The 14426-nt window shown below is 68.1% G+C and carries 10 protein-coding genes and 1 tRNA gene; 6 read left to right on the top strand and 5 right to left on the bottom strand.

The window, feature by feature from the left end; translation table 11 throughout:
- Nucleotides 1–273: 273 nt before the first annotated feature.
- Together Pla123a_RS08115 and Pla123a_RS08120 are read left to right on the top strand one after the other, a co-directional pair.
- Nucleotides 274–3843, top strand: a complete 3570-nt coding sequence (locus Pla123a_RS08115; RefSeq protein WP_146585706.1) for a chitobiase/beta-hexosaminidase C-terminal domain-containing protein — start codon at nt 274–276, stop codon at nt 3841–3843.
- The gene (locus tag Pla123a_RS08120) at nt 3836–4663 is read left to right on the top strand and encodes a hypothetical protein (RefSeq protein ID WP_146585708.1); all 828 of its coding nucleotides are present in this window, start codon (nt 3836–3838) and stop codon (nt 4661–4663) included. The genes Pla123a_RS08115 and Pla123a_RS08120 overlap by 8 nt, the downstream gene beginning before the upstream one ends.
- Here the strand turns inward: Pla123a_RS08120 and Pla123a_RS08125 are convergent.
- Entirely contained in the window at nt 4632–5045 is a 414-nt protein-coding gene (locus Pla123a_RS08125) for a globin family protein (protein WP_146585710.1), read from the bottom strand. The two genes, Pla123a_RS08120 and Pla123a_RS08125, sit on opposite strands and share 32 nt — an antisense overlap.
- Nucleotides 5046–5418: 373 nt before the next feature.
- Between Pla123a_RS08125 and Pla123a_RS08130 the strand changes: the two genes are divergently transcribed.
- The gene (locus Pla123a_RS08130; RefSeq protein ID WP_146585712.1) at nt 5419–8442 is read left to right on the top strand and encodes a hypothetical protein; all 3024 of its coding nucleotides are present in this window, start codon (nt 5419–5421) and stop codon (nt 8440–8442) included.
- A gap of 370 nt (nt 8443–8812) precedes the next feature.
- Here the strand turns inward: Pla123a_RS08130 and Pla123a_RS08135 are convergent, their stop codons facing one another.
- Nucleotides 8813–9916: a slipin family protein gene (locus Pla123a_RS08135; RefSeq protein WP_146585714.1), complete on the bottom strand. Its 1104-nt coding sequence runs from the start codon at nt 9914–9916 to the stop codon at nt 8813–8815.
- 391 nt (nt 9917–10307) lie between these two features.
- On the opposite strand from Pla123a_RS08135, the gene Pla123a_RS08140 reads away from it, so the two are divergent.
- The gene (locus Pla123a_RS08140) at nt 10308–10640 is read left to right on the top strand and encodes a hypothetical protein (protein WP_146585716.1); all 333 of its coding nucleotides are present in this window, start codon (nt 10308–10310) and stop codon (nt 10638–10640) included.
- 1320 nt (nt 10641–11960) lie between these two features.
- Here the strand turns inward: Pla123a_RS08140 and Pla123a_RS08150 are convergent.
- Nucleotides 11961–12043: transfer RNA gene (locus Pla123a_RS08150), tRNA-Ser, on the bottom strand.
- Between the two features lie 368 nt (nt 12044–12411).
- On the opposite strand from Pla123a_RS08150, the gene Pla123a_RS08155 reads away from it, so the two are divergent.
- On the top strand, nt 12412–12711 hold the full coding sequence (locus Pla123a_RS08155; protein ID WP_146585718.1) for a hypothetical protein: 300 nt from the start codon (nt 12412–12414) through the stop codon (nt 12709–12711).
- Nucleotides 12712–12733: 22 nt separating this feature from the next.
- Here Pla123a_RS08155 and Pla123a_RS08160 read toward each other — a convergent pair whose 3' ends face one another.
- Nucleotides 12734–13321 (bottom strand): hypothetical protein, encoded by a 588-nt coding sequence (locus Pla123a_RS08160; protein WP_146585720.1) that lies wholly within the window; start codon nt 13319–13321, stop codon nt 12734–12736.
- Nucleotides 13322–13681: 360 nt separating this feature from the next.
- Here Pla123a_RS08160 and Pla123a_RS08165 point away from each other — a divergent pair, with 360 nt between their 5' ends.
- A complete protein-coding gene (locus Pla123a_RS08165; RefSeq protein ID WP_146585722.1) occupies nt 13682–14017 on the top strand; it encodes a histidine triad nucleotide-binding protein in 336 nt (111 codons plus the stop codon).
- A gap of 16 nt (nt 14018–14033) precedes the next feature.
- Here the strand turns inward: Pla123a_RS08165 and Pla123a_RS08170 are convergent, their stop codons facing one another.
- A complete protein-coding gene (locus Pla123a_RS08170; RefSeq protein WP_146585724.1) occupies nt 14034–14216 on the bottom strand; it encodes a hypothetical protein in 183 nt (60 codons plus the stop codon).
- Between the last annotated feature and the right edge of the window lie 210 nt (nt 14217–14426).

The following is a 14426-nucleotide window of genomic DNA, read 5'->3' on the forward strand; positions in this document are numbered from 1 at the left end:
TGGACAGACCAGGTGAGCGGGAAACGACGCCGTCGAGTATAGGGGGACGCCAAAGCGGAAGCTACTTTGGCGAATTTGGACGGTTTTTGTGTGAGAAATCACGCCTGCTTACCATGGAGTATTACCAAGAGTTCCGCTCGTCCTCCCCCTCGCAGCTGTCTTGGCAAGGGAACGATCGACCCCCCCCGGCAGCTATTGCTGCCACCCGCCAGCGGCGTGCTGTGCTGGCAAGAATCCTCCTTGAACGATCTCGATGCTCCCGGCGAGGCGGCTATGTCACGTGGTAGGCGACGCTTTTCTTCATCCCAGGTGCGTTTTGAGCAGCTGGAGTCGCGTTGCCTGATGGCGGCCGACGTCGTGATCTCCGAGTTCCTGGCCTCCAACAGCGGCGGCCTCGAGGACGGCGACGGCGACTCGTCCGACTGGGTCGAGCTCTACAACACGACCTCCGGCCCGATCGACCTCGGCGGCTACTACCTGACCGACGACAGCGGCGAGCTCACCAAGTGGTCGTTCCCGTCGGGCGCGACGATCGGGGCCAACAGCACGCTCGTGGTGTTCGCCTCGGACAAGGACGCGGCCGGTCCCGCCGGCGAGCTGCACACCAACTTCAAGCTCTCGGCCGGCGGCGAGTACCTCGGCCTGGTCGCGCCGGACGGCGTGAGCGTGCTGCACGACTACGCGCCGGAGTTCCCGTCTCAGGAGACCAACATCTCCTACGGCTTGTCGATGTCTTCGACCGAACTCACGCTGGTCGACGACCAGTCGCCGATGCGGTACCTCGTGCCGACCAGCGGCGCGGTCGACTCGGTGTGGCGGGACCCTGCGTTCGACGACAGCGGCTGGACGCTCGCCACCGCGGGGCTGGGGTACGAGAACAGCCCCGGCAGCTCGACCTCCTACGCCTCGCTGATCGACGCGTCCGTTCCGAGCGGCGTTAGGTCCGCCTACACGCGGTTCGAGTTCGCGGTCGCCGACCCCGACGCGGTCGACTCGCTGCGGCTCGGCATGATCTACGACGACGGCTTCGTGGCGTACCTCAACGGCGTGCCGATCGCGTCGGCCAACGCGCCGGCGAGCCCGGCCTGGAACTCGACCGCGGGCTCGATCTTCCGCGGCGACGAGGTCGTGCTGGCGGACTACGTCGAGTTCGACGTCAGCGCCCACGCCGACCTGCTGTCTGCGTCCGGCAACGTGCTGGCGATCCACGCGCTCAACCAGTCGAGCAGCTCCGACATGCTGATGGTCCCGCGGCTGGTAGGCGCGAGCAGCGACCTGGTCGAGCCGCTGGAGGAGGGCGTGTTCGCGACCCCCACGCCCGGCGCCGCCAACGGCGCGGTCTTCGCCGGGATCGTGGCCGACACCAAATTCAGCGTCGACCGTGGGTTCTACGAAGCGCCCGTCACGGTCGAGATCACCTCGGCCACGCCCGGCGCGATGATCGTCTACACGACCGACGGCTCGGCGCCCACGGTCGACACGCAGCACAACATCACCAACGGCGTGCTCTACACCGGCGGCTTGACCCTCTCTCAGACCACCAACCTCCGCGCCGCGGCGTTCAAGCAGGGGATGATCGCGACCAACGTCGACACGCAGACCTACTTCTTCGTCGCGGACATCGTGCAGCAGACCTACTCCTCGGCGCTGGCGTCGGGGCTGCCGTCGTGGTGGGGGAGCCGGCCGGCCGACTACGGGCTCGACCCCGATGTCATCGGCCCGGGCGACCTGTACCGGGGGATCTACGCCGCGCAGATCGAGTCGAGCCTGCTGGCGATCCCGTCGGTCTCGCTGACCCTCGACAGCGACGACTTCTTCGGGCCCGGCGGCATCTACTCGAACCCCACCGCCACCGGCGTGCAGTGGGAGCGGGCCGTGTCGGCCGAGGTGGTCGACCCCACCGGCGAGATCAGCTTGCAGGTCGACGCCGGGCTGCGGATCCACGGGGCGGCGTCCCGTTCGTTGTCGCTCAAGAACGGGCTGCGGCTGCTGTTCAAGAGCGAGTACGGCGACAGCAAGCTCGACTACCCATTCTTCGGCGCCGGCGTTGACTCGTTCGACACGATCGTGCTCCGCCCCCACTTCAACGACGGCTGGGGCTGGGACGGCGCCCTCGGCGACCCGCTCTACACCCGCGACCAGTGGTTCCGCGACACGCAGGCCGCGATGGGTCACGAGTCGTCCCGCGGCAACCTGATGCACCTGTACGTCAACGGCCAGTACTGGGGGCTGTACAACCCGAGCGAGCGGCCCGACGACTCCTGGTCCGCCGAGACCTACGGCGGCGAGAAGGATGAGTACGACGTCATGGTCGCCGACGGCGTGCACAGCGGCACGGGCGACGCCTACCAGACGATGCTGTCGCTCGCCGGGGCCGTGTTGAACGGCTCGACGGACGAGGCCCGCTACGCCGCCTACCAGCAGCTGCAGGGCAACCTTCCGAACGGCATGAACGACCCCGCGGCCGAGGACTACCTGGATGTCGTGAACTACATCGACTACATGATCCTCTGCCACTACGGCGGCAACAACGACTGGCCCGACCGCAACTGGTACGCCTCCCGGCGGCAGGGGGAAGAGAGCGAGGGCTTCAAGTTTGTCGCCTGGGACAGCGAGATCTCGCTCGCGCTCAGCGACCGCACCAGCCTGTTCGAGAACAACCTCGCGCAGACGGTCGGCGCGGCCGAGGCCTACGGCATCCTCCGCAACTACGAGGAGTTCCGACTGCAGTTTGCCGACCGCATCCACGAGCACCTGTACAACGGCGGCGCGCTGTACGTCAACCCGGCCAGCCCCACGTACGACCCGGCCCACCCCGAGGACAACGTCCCCGCGGCCCGCTTCGCCGGCATCGCCGAGCAGGTCGGCCAGGCGATTGTCGCCGAGTCGGCCCGCTGGGGCGACCAGCACGTCAGCACGCCCCGCACCAAGAACAACGACTGGCAGCCGTCGCTCGACTACATGCTCGACGAGTACTTCCGCGACCGCCACGGCATCGTGCTCGCGCAGTGGCGGCAACGCGACCTGTACCCCGACGCCGACGCCCCCGAGCTGCTGATCGGCGGGGCCCGCCAGCACGGCGGCACGATCGCCGCGGGCGACCTGCTCGGCTTCCAGGACCCGAACGCCAACCAGTCCGGGACCATCTACTACACCACCGACGGCGCCGACCCGCGGCTGGTCGGCGGAGCCGTCAACGCGGCCAGCGCGAGCGTCTTTACGGGCAGCGTCGCCCTGTCGGCCGACACGCACATCAAGGCCCGCACGCTGCTGAACGGCGAGTGGAGCGCCCTCACCGAGGCGACCTTCGTCGTGCCGAGCGCTGACTTCGACAACAACGGCGTCGTGAACGGGGCGGACTTCCTGGCGTGGCAGCTCGGCATCGGCGCCCCGGCCGCCACGCCCGCCGACGGCGACGCCGACCTCGACGGCCAGGTCAACGCCGTCGACCTGGCGGTGTGGCAGACACAGGCCGGCGAGTCGCTCCCGCCGGGCGCCGCTTCGCTCGGCGAGTCGGCTCCCGAGGCAGTCGTCGGGCAGCCGCTGGCGTTCGCCGTGCTGGCGGCGCCGACCTCAGACGCCATCCCCACCGGGCAGGCCTCCTCGACAATCGAAGCGAGCACCGCTGCGTCCGTCGACTATGCGGACGAGCTCGAGCTCGATCAGCTCCGCCCGAAGCGTCCGTCCGCGCGGCCGGCGTCGGTCGCTGTGCGGACCACGAGCACTCCCGAGGCGGTCGACGACGCGTTCGCCGACTGGCAGAGAGAACGGGCAACGCCCAGACCAGTCGGGCGCCCCGTGCACAGCCCCGCCAAGCTGCGGCTAGGGGGACGCGATGTATAAGCAGGTAAGTCTTGTAGCGATCGCCGCTCTGCTGATGTTCGCGACCGCGGCGCGTGCCGACACGGTCTCGATTGACCTGGAGTACAACAACGCCGCACTCGAGTGGCAGCTGTTCGCCCAGGTGCTCGACACGGGCGGCGGGGCCGACGGCGGCAACGGCCTGGCCGCGGTCCGGGCGCTGGTCGACAACATCGACTACGCCTCGACGACAATCGCCAGCGGCATCGGCGCGGTGAGCGTGCTGGACCCAGGCGGGCAGTTCGAGCGGCCCGCCGTGCTGCCGACCGTCGGCGGCACGCTCGACATCATCTACGGCCAGGACCCGACGAACCCGGGAGCGATTGTCACGGGCGTCGGCGTTGGGGGCCGCTGGCTGATTGCGAGCGGCGGGTTCGCCTCGCCCGCGGCGCCACCGGCATTTGGCGACGACGACTTTGGGCAGACGACCAACGGCAACTTCCTGAACGCCGCCAGCGGCGGGGCCGGACCCGCCTCGCGGTGGGATGGCGTCACGCTCAGAGTGCTTGACGTCACGCCCGCTGGGCTGCCGGGCGACTACAACGACGACGGCCTGGTCGACGCAGCGGACTACGCTGCCTGGCGGACGGCGGTCGGCCAGCCGGCCGGCTCGCTGCCGAACGACTACAGCGGGACCACGATTGGCGCCGGGCAATTGGCCGCGTGGAAGGCCAACTACGGCGCAACGATGACGCAGGCCAGCGCCGCTGTGGCGGCGCCCGAGCCTGCTTGCCTGTCGATCGTGTTCGTGGGCCTCGTGGCGGTCGCTGCTAGACGGTCGCCGCGGCGGCTTCCTTCATGACGGTCGCCAGGGTGACGTAGGTCTCGGTCCAGGCCTGTCGGACCTCGGGGGTGAAGTCTTCGCCGAGGCCCTGCTTGAGGGTCCACAGCAGCGCCTCGCCGACGGTGTCGTAGTGCGCGGGCTCGACTTGGTAGTCGAGGTGCCGCACACCGAGCTGCTCGACGGCGGGGACAATCGCGTCGAGCTTCGGCAGCCCGTTCACCGCGACGCTGATCATCTGCATCAGCTTCTGGCCCTGGCCCTTGATGTCCGACTTGAACAACGGCCGCACCTCGGGTGCAATCTCGAACAGCCGCCCGTAGAACAGCTCGGCGACTTGATCGGCGCTCGGCGCCACCTTGGCCCAGCTGTCTTGGACAAGGGCGATCTGAGTGGGGGTCATGGTTATCCTGCTTTTGGGTGCCTGTACGGGGCAGAGCGAGCGTCCGCCCTGCATGCTGGTATAGGTCGCATCTCGACCACCAGGGGCACGCGGCGCCCACCGTGACGGCAAACCCGTTCCGCTGGGATCGGAAGCGCCGGTTGCGCGGCGGAGTTTAGCCGCGGCCGGCAGCGAGCCGGAAGCCGCGGTCGGCGGCGCTTCTTGAGGCGCCAGAGCAGGGGCGCCTTCGATCTTCTACCCGCCGGGGGCCCGCGGGCTGTGATTCGTTGCGGGTGGTATGCAATCGTGTCGTGGGGGGGCGATAATCAGGGGCGGCGCGGCAACGCAGCAGCGGACCGGCCCCGCCACGCCCACTTCCCTCAGGAGACATGGGATGCACGCACGCCTGGTCGATGCTTTGAGAAGCTGGCTGCTGGCCGCCTTGGCGGCAGGCGCGGTGGCGAGCGCCGCGGAGCCGACCCTCCTGATCGACCCAGCGCGTCCTACGGGCGGGTGGAGCTTCGACAACGGCCGCGAGTTCCCCGGCGCGGTCGGCAGCCTGGAACTCACGGAGCGGGGGACGCTCGACCTGCACTTCAATTTTACCGGCGGCGGCGCCTACGTGCAGGCCGCCACCGGGCTGCCGAGCAAGCCGGTGGAATCGGTTGCGTTCGAGATCAAGGCGCCCGCCGGCGTCGAGAAGGTAACGCTGCGACTCATCGATGAGACGAGCCAGTGCCACCAGCTCGACCTGCGGATCGAGGGGCACGGCGAATGGCAGCGGGTTAGATTTCCAATCGACGAGTTCTTCGCGTCGATGCGCGCGGGCGCACCGCTCGACATCATCCAGCGGTACGAGAAGTGGGGCGGCGCCAACGACGGCCGCTGGCACCAGCCGGGCCGCACGCTGGTGGTCCTGGTGGGACGCGGCGAGGCGCCGTCGGGCGTGGTCTCGCTGCGGGGCGTCACGATGCGGCCGGCGCCGCCAACCGTCGAGATCCAGTCGGAGCTCGACCTCATCGGCCCCGTGGGCGACAGGGCAGGGTGGCGGCTGACTCTTGGGCCGGAGTACCCCGGCGCGAAGGGCTCGCTCGACCCGTTGCCCTCTGCGTCCGGCAAGCACGGCCTGGCCCTCGAGGCCGATCTGTCGGGCGGCGGCCGCTACGTCGGCGCCGAGTGCGACCTCGGCGTCCTCAACGCCATCGACAGCGGCCCGATTGAGCTGGAGGTCCGTTCCGAGGAGGTCCACGCGCTGACCGTCCGGCTGGTCGACGCCACCGGGCAGACACACCAGCGACGGGGCTTCAATTTCCAGGCCAACGGCGAGTGGCAGACGCTCACCATCGACCCGCAGGTGTTCGTTAACGGCGAGCACTGGGCCGGCGCCAACGACGGGCAGTGGCACGGGCCGCTCAAGACCGTGGTGCTGATGCTGAACGCCGGATCGTCCGACGCCAAGTCGATGCGGCTCGAGGTCGGCGGCGCGGCGATGCGGGTCACTGCCGAGGCGACCGTTTCGGAGCAGGCCTGGAACGCGGACTTCGCGGCGGCCGAGCCGCTGCAGGGCTGGAGCACCCACGGCGACGTCCAGACGGCCGACGCGCGGCTGCGGCTGACGCGTTCGCTTGACCAGATCAGCCAGCCGACGACCGCCGCCGGACCCGGGTTCGAGGTGAACGCCGGCGTCTGGCAGGTCGGCGTCCAGTGGCGGTCGGCGCTCGAGTCGCCCGACAACTCGTACCACGGGGCGGCGTCGCTGGAGGTGTTTGACCGCCGGGGTGACCTTATCGAGAGCTTCCCCATCGGGATCGTGTACGGTGAGGCCGACTGGCGCCGCGCCGAGCAGCACGTCACCCTGCCGCGGGCGGCGGCGAGTGCTCGCTTTGTGGCTTCGCTCCAGAAGACGCACGGCGAGGTGCAGATTGACGAGCTCTCCGCCCGGCGGCTCGAGGTGCAGCCCGCGCGGCAGACCATCGAGAGCGTGCGGATTGCGTCGGCGGCGCTCGGCAACCTGTTCTACCCCGGCGACCCGGTCGAGTTCCAAGTCGAGGTCCGCGTCAATGCGGCGTTGGCCGACGACGACCAGCGGCTGCGGTGGGTGGTCAAGGACTACCGCGGCGCCGAGCAGACCGAGTGGGGCGAGACGCGACTCGAAGCGTCTGGCGCCGCGGACGCGTACCGCGCGACGGTCCGCGTGCCGATGAAGCGTCTGCACACCGGGCAGTTCTACGAATTGCACGTCGCGGCGCCGCAGGGCGTCGCGAGCCCGGTCGAGGAGTACTCCGGGTTTGCTGTGCTGCCGAAGGCGGCGGCCAAGGCGTTTGCGCCCGAGCAGATCCCGTTCACCATCCGCAACTGGGACGGCCGCATCGGTGACTACGTGCGGCTGGCCGACCGGCTCGGCCTGCGGGTGATCGGGCTGTGGGGCGGCTGGTCGAGCAAGCCTCCGCACGAGCCGCACCTGAACTCGGTCGAGCTGTGCGAGGAGCTCGGCGCCAAGTGGGCCACCGGCACGCCCGCCGCGAGCATCGAACGCAGCGGCTTCGAAGAGTACTCGCCCGAGGCGTTGCGGCAGGGGATGACCAACTTTCTGGAGGCTTACGCCGACCGTGGGCTGGCGATGATATGGCAGGGCAACGAGCCCCACGGCAAGGGCCAGAAGGTGCTCGACAACGTCCGTGCGTACCAGGCGATCTACGAGTCCGCCAAGGCGTTCGACCCGGCGATCGAGGTGGTCGGCACCTCGGTCGAGCCGAACCGCGAGTACTTCGAGGCCGGCTACTACCGCTACCTCGACTCGTACGACTTCCACATCTACGAGCACTACGAGAACGTCCGCCGGACGATCCGCGAGTACCGCGCGCTGATGGAGGAGTTCGACGCGATCAAGCCGATCCACTCGTCGGAGCTCGGACTCAACAGCCAAGGTATCGCCCGCTCGGTGGTCGCGTCGGAGCTGATCAAGAAGTGCACGGTGTTCTTCGCCGAGGGGGGCGCGACCGTCAGCTGGTTTACCATCCTCTACCCGGACCCCAAGGGCCAGGCCCGCGGCCGGTTTGGCGACGCCCACTGCGTGTTCGACTGCAAGCACAGCAACTACAACGCCCGGCTCGACGCGGTCGCCTACTACAACATGATCAATGGCCTGTTGGACAAACGATTTGTCGCCGAGCGCAGCCACGACTCCGCCGTGCAGGCGTTCCTGTTCAAGCAGGGTGACGACTGCCTGCAGGTGCTGTGGAGCGACGACCGGCCGGTCGACCACCTGCTGGCGGTCCCCACCGGCGTCAAAGTCACCGCGGTCCGCCTCGACGGCCGCCGCTCGCTGGTAGACGCGGTCGACGGGCGTCGCCTGGTGACGGTCTCTAAGGAGCCAGTGCTGCTGCTGTACCGCGGCGATCAGGCCGATCTCGATTAGCCAGCGGACGTGTTGTTGATGAGGGGTCCGTGTGGCAGCTTGCCACAGGAGGCGCCGGCCTCTGCTCTCCCGGCTGCCTGGTCGACTGGGGAGGGCAGGTCCCCAGTCGCCAGGGCGGCGCGGAAGCCAGCGGAGCATTGGGACAGCAATGAAGGGGGACCCGTTCGGCCATTGCCTCCCGGACTGAAGCTGTTGATCGGCTGCCGGGTGAGCCGGCGCTCCCACCGAACCCCCAATTGCGTGGAAACGCTGCGGGGGGATTGCCGTACGAGGTCGCCAGGAGGCCAATCCGGGTGCGTGGCGTCCAACGGCCAACGAAAAAAAAGCCGGGGGCCAGGATTGCTCCCGGCCCCCGGCCAACCAATCAACGCTACAACAGGTTTACAACCCGGTCGGCCAGGCCCTTCTCGCCCAGCACGACGTTCAGCTTCCCGCTCGTGGCGACCCTCTCCAGGACCTCCAGCTCGCGGAGCCGCATCAGCGTCGGGTTGTCAGCCAGCAGCCGGGCGGTGTTAGCCTGGCTCCGCATGGCCGCGGTCTCCTCGCGGCGGACGATCAGGTTCGCCTCGGCCGCCTTGCGGGCCTCGGTCACCCGGTTGAGCAGGTCCTTCATGTCGCCCGGCAGGATGATGTCGCGCACCCCCGCCGAGACGACCTCCAGACCAACCTCGCCCGCCCGCTCGCGGACCTGCTCCGCGAACTCGGCCGCGACGGCGTCCTTGTCCGCCAGGATCGCGTCGAGCTCACGGGCGCCAACCAGCGCCCGCAGCGCCAGCTGCACCTCGCGGTACAGCAGCTGCCCGGCGCCGTCGCTGGCCGTGACGGCCCGCAGCGGGTCGGCCACACGGTAGTTGACCAGCGCGTTCATGCGGAGCGTCACCTTGTCGGCGGTCATGATCTCCTGACCCGCCACGTCCAAGGACTGCTCGCGCAGGTCGACCTCGACCAGCTTCGCGTCGGCGCCGGCCCGCCACCAGGCGTAATGGCCCGGCGCGACGGTCTCGACGTACTCGCCGTCGACGAACACCACGCCGGCGTGCGCCCGGGCGACCGCGCAGATATCGAGCACCTGCGCCGCCCGCGGCGAGCGGACGATCGCCTTGAAGTCGGCGTGCGTGAACCGCGGCTCACGCGCGTCGACCACCTCGACCCGCACCTCCTTGAAGCCGGTCCAGTACGCGTACAGGCCCGGCGGCAGGATCTGCGAGAAGCGGCCCTCGATCCACACGAGCGCGCGCTGGTGGTCCTTCAGGTCGAGCACAGCCGCGCGGTCCGCCAGCACACCGCTCTTGACGATCACGTCGAGCTGGTCGTGGACCAGCCAAGGCTCCCGCTGCGACACGACGTCCACCCGCTGCTTCAGCAGCGGGTCGAACACCCAGTGCCGTCCCGCCGGCAGCAGCCCCTGGAACTCGCCGTCCCGGAAGCACAGACCGATCTCGTAGCTTCGCACCTTAATCAACTTGAACAACATGAGGTCGCGCCTCCTTTCCAGTCGAGTCGTGTCGGGTGCCGGGCCACGCAGTCGACTGCCCGCGGGGCCGGCGTTTCGGATTTGATAGGAACCGCAAGACGCCGCAACCGTTGGTCGGGTTCACCCGCGGAGAACAAAAAAACTCGGGCGGGGCGCCCCTGGCAAGATTGCCGGGCTGTGCCGGTTACGTTCGCCGACCGGCGCACTCACCGCGAAACAACAGCGAGAAACGCCTTGCACCCGATAGGTGTTCTTGTGTACACTGCCTGTCGTTTTGCTGAGCGACGCCCGTTGACCGGAGGCGGCGCCCCAGCAGAACACGGCAGACGGTAGCCGGGCCGACCCGTCGTGGGAATTCGAGTGCCGTTCACAACGTACCAGGAGCTGCGCCATGCCAGTGCCAAGCGTATCCGGTCTCCCCCTGAGTTTTCCGAGCAGCGTCGCGGTGGGCCCGCCACAGCCCGCGCCTCGCGCGCCTGCGCACGCCCGGCAGGGCAGCGTCTGGCAGCGCTGGGCGTCGCTCCGCAGCGACATCTTGCGCCACATCCACGCGTGCGACCAGTCGGGCAAGGCGCTGACGATTGACCAGCTCGCCGCCGACCTTGACGAGGCCCTCGGCCTGGTGGAACGCCGCACGCAAGAGCTACAGAGCCTGCGGCTGATCCGCTGCCACGAGGACCGGCGGATCGAGCTGGAACCCGGCTCGCAGCTTAAGTGCGGCTGAGTTGTAAGGCAGAGCGATATCAGCAGCCGCCGGCGGAAGCCGGCGGTTTGACGTTCTCACTAGCGCAGACTCGCAGGCTGCGGCTCTCGCCGGCAGTGGCGGTTTGTGTTTCGTAAGAAGAACCCTCGGGCAGCGGCGCGACGCGGCTCCTCACGCACCCGTACGCGGAGTGCTGTTTGAGCGGTCAGTTCCGCCGCGGCCGCGGCCATCGTCGACCGGGGTCGTTGGGGCGAGCAAGCTCGCCCCCGCGGGCCACGGCTTCCGAAAGGCGTTGTCCACGGCGGGCGCGAAAGCGGTATCCACGCACTGCATAGCGCCGGTCTGCGCTGCCGCCGCGGTGGCTCAGGCCGAAACCTTAGCCGGACCGCGGGGCCGAACAGTCGGCCGCCCGCTGCCGTTGGGCTTCTCGTAGACGCGTTTGCGTCGCCACTTCTGTGGTGCAGGGTTTTCGCCTGCGGTTTGGTACGGGAATCGAACCCGTGACAGTCAGATTCTTAGTCTGATGCTCTAACCTGTCTGAGCTAACCAAGTGGTAAATCCTCAACGCCGTCGTACAACCCATGTCCGGAACACGCCCCGCCAACCACCAAAGTGGAGCAGACGCGCCGCTGGCCGGGCGCTGAAGACCGGTTGCAGGACCCAAGTCAGCCGCAGAGGTTCGCTGTGGAGGTAGCAGGCCATCGCCACTACCGCGGCCTGCACGCCAACGCGCGGCGCCTCCCTCTCGGACGCAGGCACGCTGCTGAGCGGCGCACGGTTGGGGGGCACGTCCCTGAAAGGGCGTGGCGGCGCCGGTGCTGATTCACCACGCCCTAGGGGGCTGCACAATGTCATTGAGACTGGCCGGTTCGCTCTCACCGCCAGGGGCGATCACAGCGGAGAGCCACCGTGCCATTGGCGCTGGCCTTCTTCGATTTAATCGTCGAAAAGAGCCAATCAGCGCGGTCCAATGGAGGGGCTGCTGGACCCTCGGAGACGGGCGGCTGTACCGCTGTCGGGCCTGAATGCCGACGGCTCCCGCCGGCGGTTGCTGAGCGGCGCCAGCGCTGGATGACTATTGTCCGCGCCGGTGCGCAAGAGCGGCCAAAAGTCGGCAGCTGGTGCCCAGGTGGCTAGCGGCAACCACAACCAGAAAAACAACTTACAGCGACCCGAGCCCGAAATGAGGCCCGACTTTTGTCCCTATCAATCGATGTCGGAATTGAGGACAAAACTTGGCCGAGAAAAAACTCGCGGTCACCGTAGGCGCCGGATCACCAATGGGAGAAGCTCACTGCCTACCGAGCAGCAGCCGGCAGCAATTGCCAGCGAGAAAAGAAGCGGAGGGCAAGGGACTCGAACCCTCAACCCCTTACGGGGCGCCTGATTTCGAATCAGGTTCCTAGCCAATTCGGATACCCTCCAGCGAGACGCGGATTTTAGCCGGGTTGGGCCGCGGCGGCAAGAACGGGTGGCGGGGCAGGCCGTTCGGCCGCCGGGTGAGCGATCTGCGCGGGGCTAACGGCCGCGGAAACCTCGTCGATTGGACCGATTGGGCCGCGCCCGCCGGGGCCAACCGCAGACGCTTGGCGCAAGAATCCCTACAGGCCGATCGCCTGGGGCGGGTTCTAAGGGCGCCGCGTTTGGGAGCGGATGGGCCGGATGCCGCGCCTGCCGCGGTTGAGACCAGCCAAGATGAAGACTCTCGACTGCTGGCGCCCGGCGGGTCGATAGCTCTTGATGCCCGCCCAGCGTGGGTTCCTCCCCTCCTGTTTCCCAAGCTGTACGACCGATGCCAGAGCAAACGATCCGGATTGTCACGCGGGGCGCCAACGGCGAGATCCGCAGCAAGGACTACTCTCACACCGACGCCGTGCTGAAGATGCACGCCCAGATCGGCGTGGACGACTGCAGCACCGACCTCGCGCTGCGCGGGCTGCCGGTGTTCCGCGGCCTGATCGGCCCGATGCCGGACGGCAAGGGCGTGGTGCGTTACGAGTCGCCCGAGGTGTTCGAGACGCTCACCAAGGAGTGGGGCGCGCCGGCGCCAAAGCGGTCACGTCGACGCCGAACTTCCCGCCCCACTTCCTAATGGTGATGCGTGCTTAGCGGCTCTACCGCAGGTAGCGGCCCGAACCGCCCCACTGGTTGGGCTGGTCGAGGCGCTCGCCGCCAATCTGCCCGCCGGTCGGGCGTGTAGCGACCTGCGCCTGCGGTGGGTTGGTCGTGGGATTGAGCGCGGGGGCCGGCCCGACCGGGACCCGCGTGATGTGCGTCTCTTGCACGGTTTTGTAGGAGGAAACGGGCACCTGGGTGGTCCGCGTCTCCGGCACCCAGTTAGTGGTGGTGACCGGCACCTGGACGGTGGTCGGGCGGTGCTCCCAGCGGGTCACCGGCTCGATGGCGTGGGTCCAGTACGGCTCGCGGAACGGGTTCCACACGCCGCGCTGCCGCGACACCCAGCGTTGCTCGGTCACGGGCACCAGGGCGGTCTGCTGGTAGGTCTGGTACTGCGTGGTGACCTGAGGCTTGTAGACCGTGTCCTGGCGGGTCTGCATCTCGGTCGTCAGCACCGTCCTAGGGACCGTTGTGGTCGTCTCGTTGTAGAGCTGGCCATCGGCGCCACGCCGCTGGACGGGTTGCGCCTGGGTGACGGTTGAAACAGTGAGCAGCAGCGCTGCGCAGGCGAGAACAATTCTCATCGCTCGAAGACCCTCCATGGTGTCCGAGTAGGGGAAGTGGACTGATAGTGACAAGCTTTCCACCGCCAACGCGCGCACCCCGTGCCGGATTTCCCCCGGAAGAAGGGGAGTCCCCAGTACCGTTTGAGTAGTGCTTGTAGCGTGCTAAGTAGGCGATGCCCTCCAGATTCCCTCTGTCCGGTTATCGGCCGTGAGCCGGTTGGACGGACAGGCATTCCCCTGGTCAAATCGCGACCGTCGGTTACCCGCGGGCGCCGGTGTTGGCTGGATGGCGTGCTGACGCACGGGGGTCCCACCCCTGGCGGGGTGGGCTAGGATGACGGGGTTGTTGAATCCCCTGAACCGCGAGCGTTTGGCGCCATGACCATCTTCGACAAGATCATCAGCAAAGAGATCCCCGCGGACATCCTGCACGAGGACGACGACTGCCTGGCGTTCCGCGACGTCGCCCCGCAGGCGCCGACGCACTTCTTGGTAATCCCCAAGAAGCCGATCGCCAGCGTCGACCAGCTAGCCGACGAGGACGCCGCCCTCATTGGGCGGATGTGGCTGGTGATCCGGGACCTGGCCCGTCAGCAGAAACTGGGCGATGGTTACCGGGTGGTGGTGAACTGCGGCAAGGATGGGGGGCAGTCGGTCGACCACCTGCACTACCACGTGCTGGGCGGAAGGTCGCTGACCTGGCCGCCGGGGTAGACGCCGCTTGGCGGTGCTAGCGGATGTCGCGGAAGGCGTTGAAGCTGAGGTAACCGAGGATCAACGAGCAGAGCAGCATGCCGATGTCCATCGGGGCACTGGCAGCAGCAAACGGGACCCCAACCGCCAGGTCGAGCGCGAACATCACGGCCAACAGGCCAGCGACGACCATCCCAATCATCGTCATCGCTTTTGCCATTCCGCTGTTCCGAGGGTAATTCGACGTTGCACGAGGGGGGGCGGGCCGTCGCCGAGGGCGCGGCCCAGATCGGTTGGTTGCTCTAGCTTGGGCAACCGGTTCACTTCAGTATAATTGCCCAGATTAACGTGTCACAGGCGCCGTTGGCAGGGGCGGCAAGAACTCATCGGCAGTGGCGGTCGGGTTATTCCGGCAGCGCCGGTCACGCGG

The sequence above is a fragment of the Posidoniimonas polymericola genome (assembly GCF_007859935.1).
GTDB classification, from domain to species: domain Bacteria; phylum Planctomycetota; class Planctomycetia; order Pirellulales; family Lacipirellulaceae; genus Posidoniimonas; species Posidoniimonas polymericola.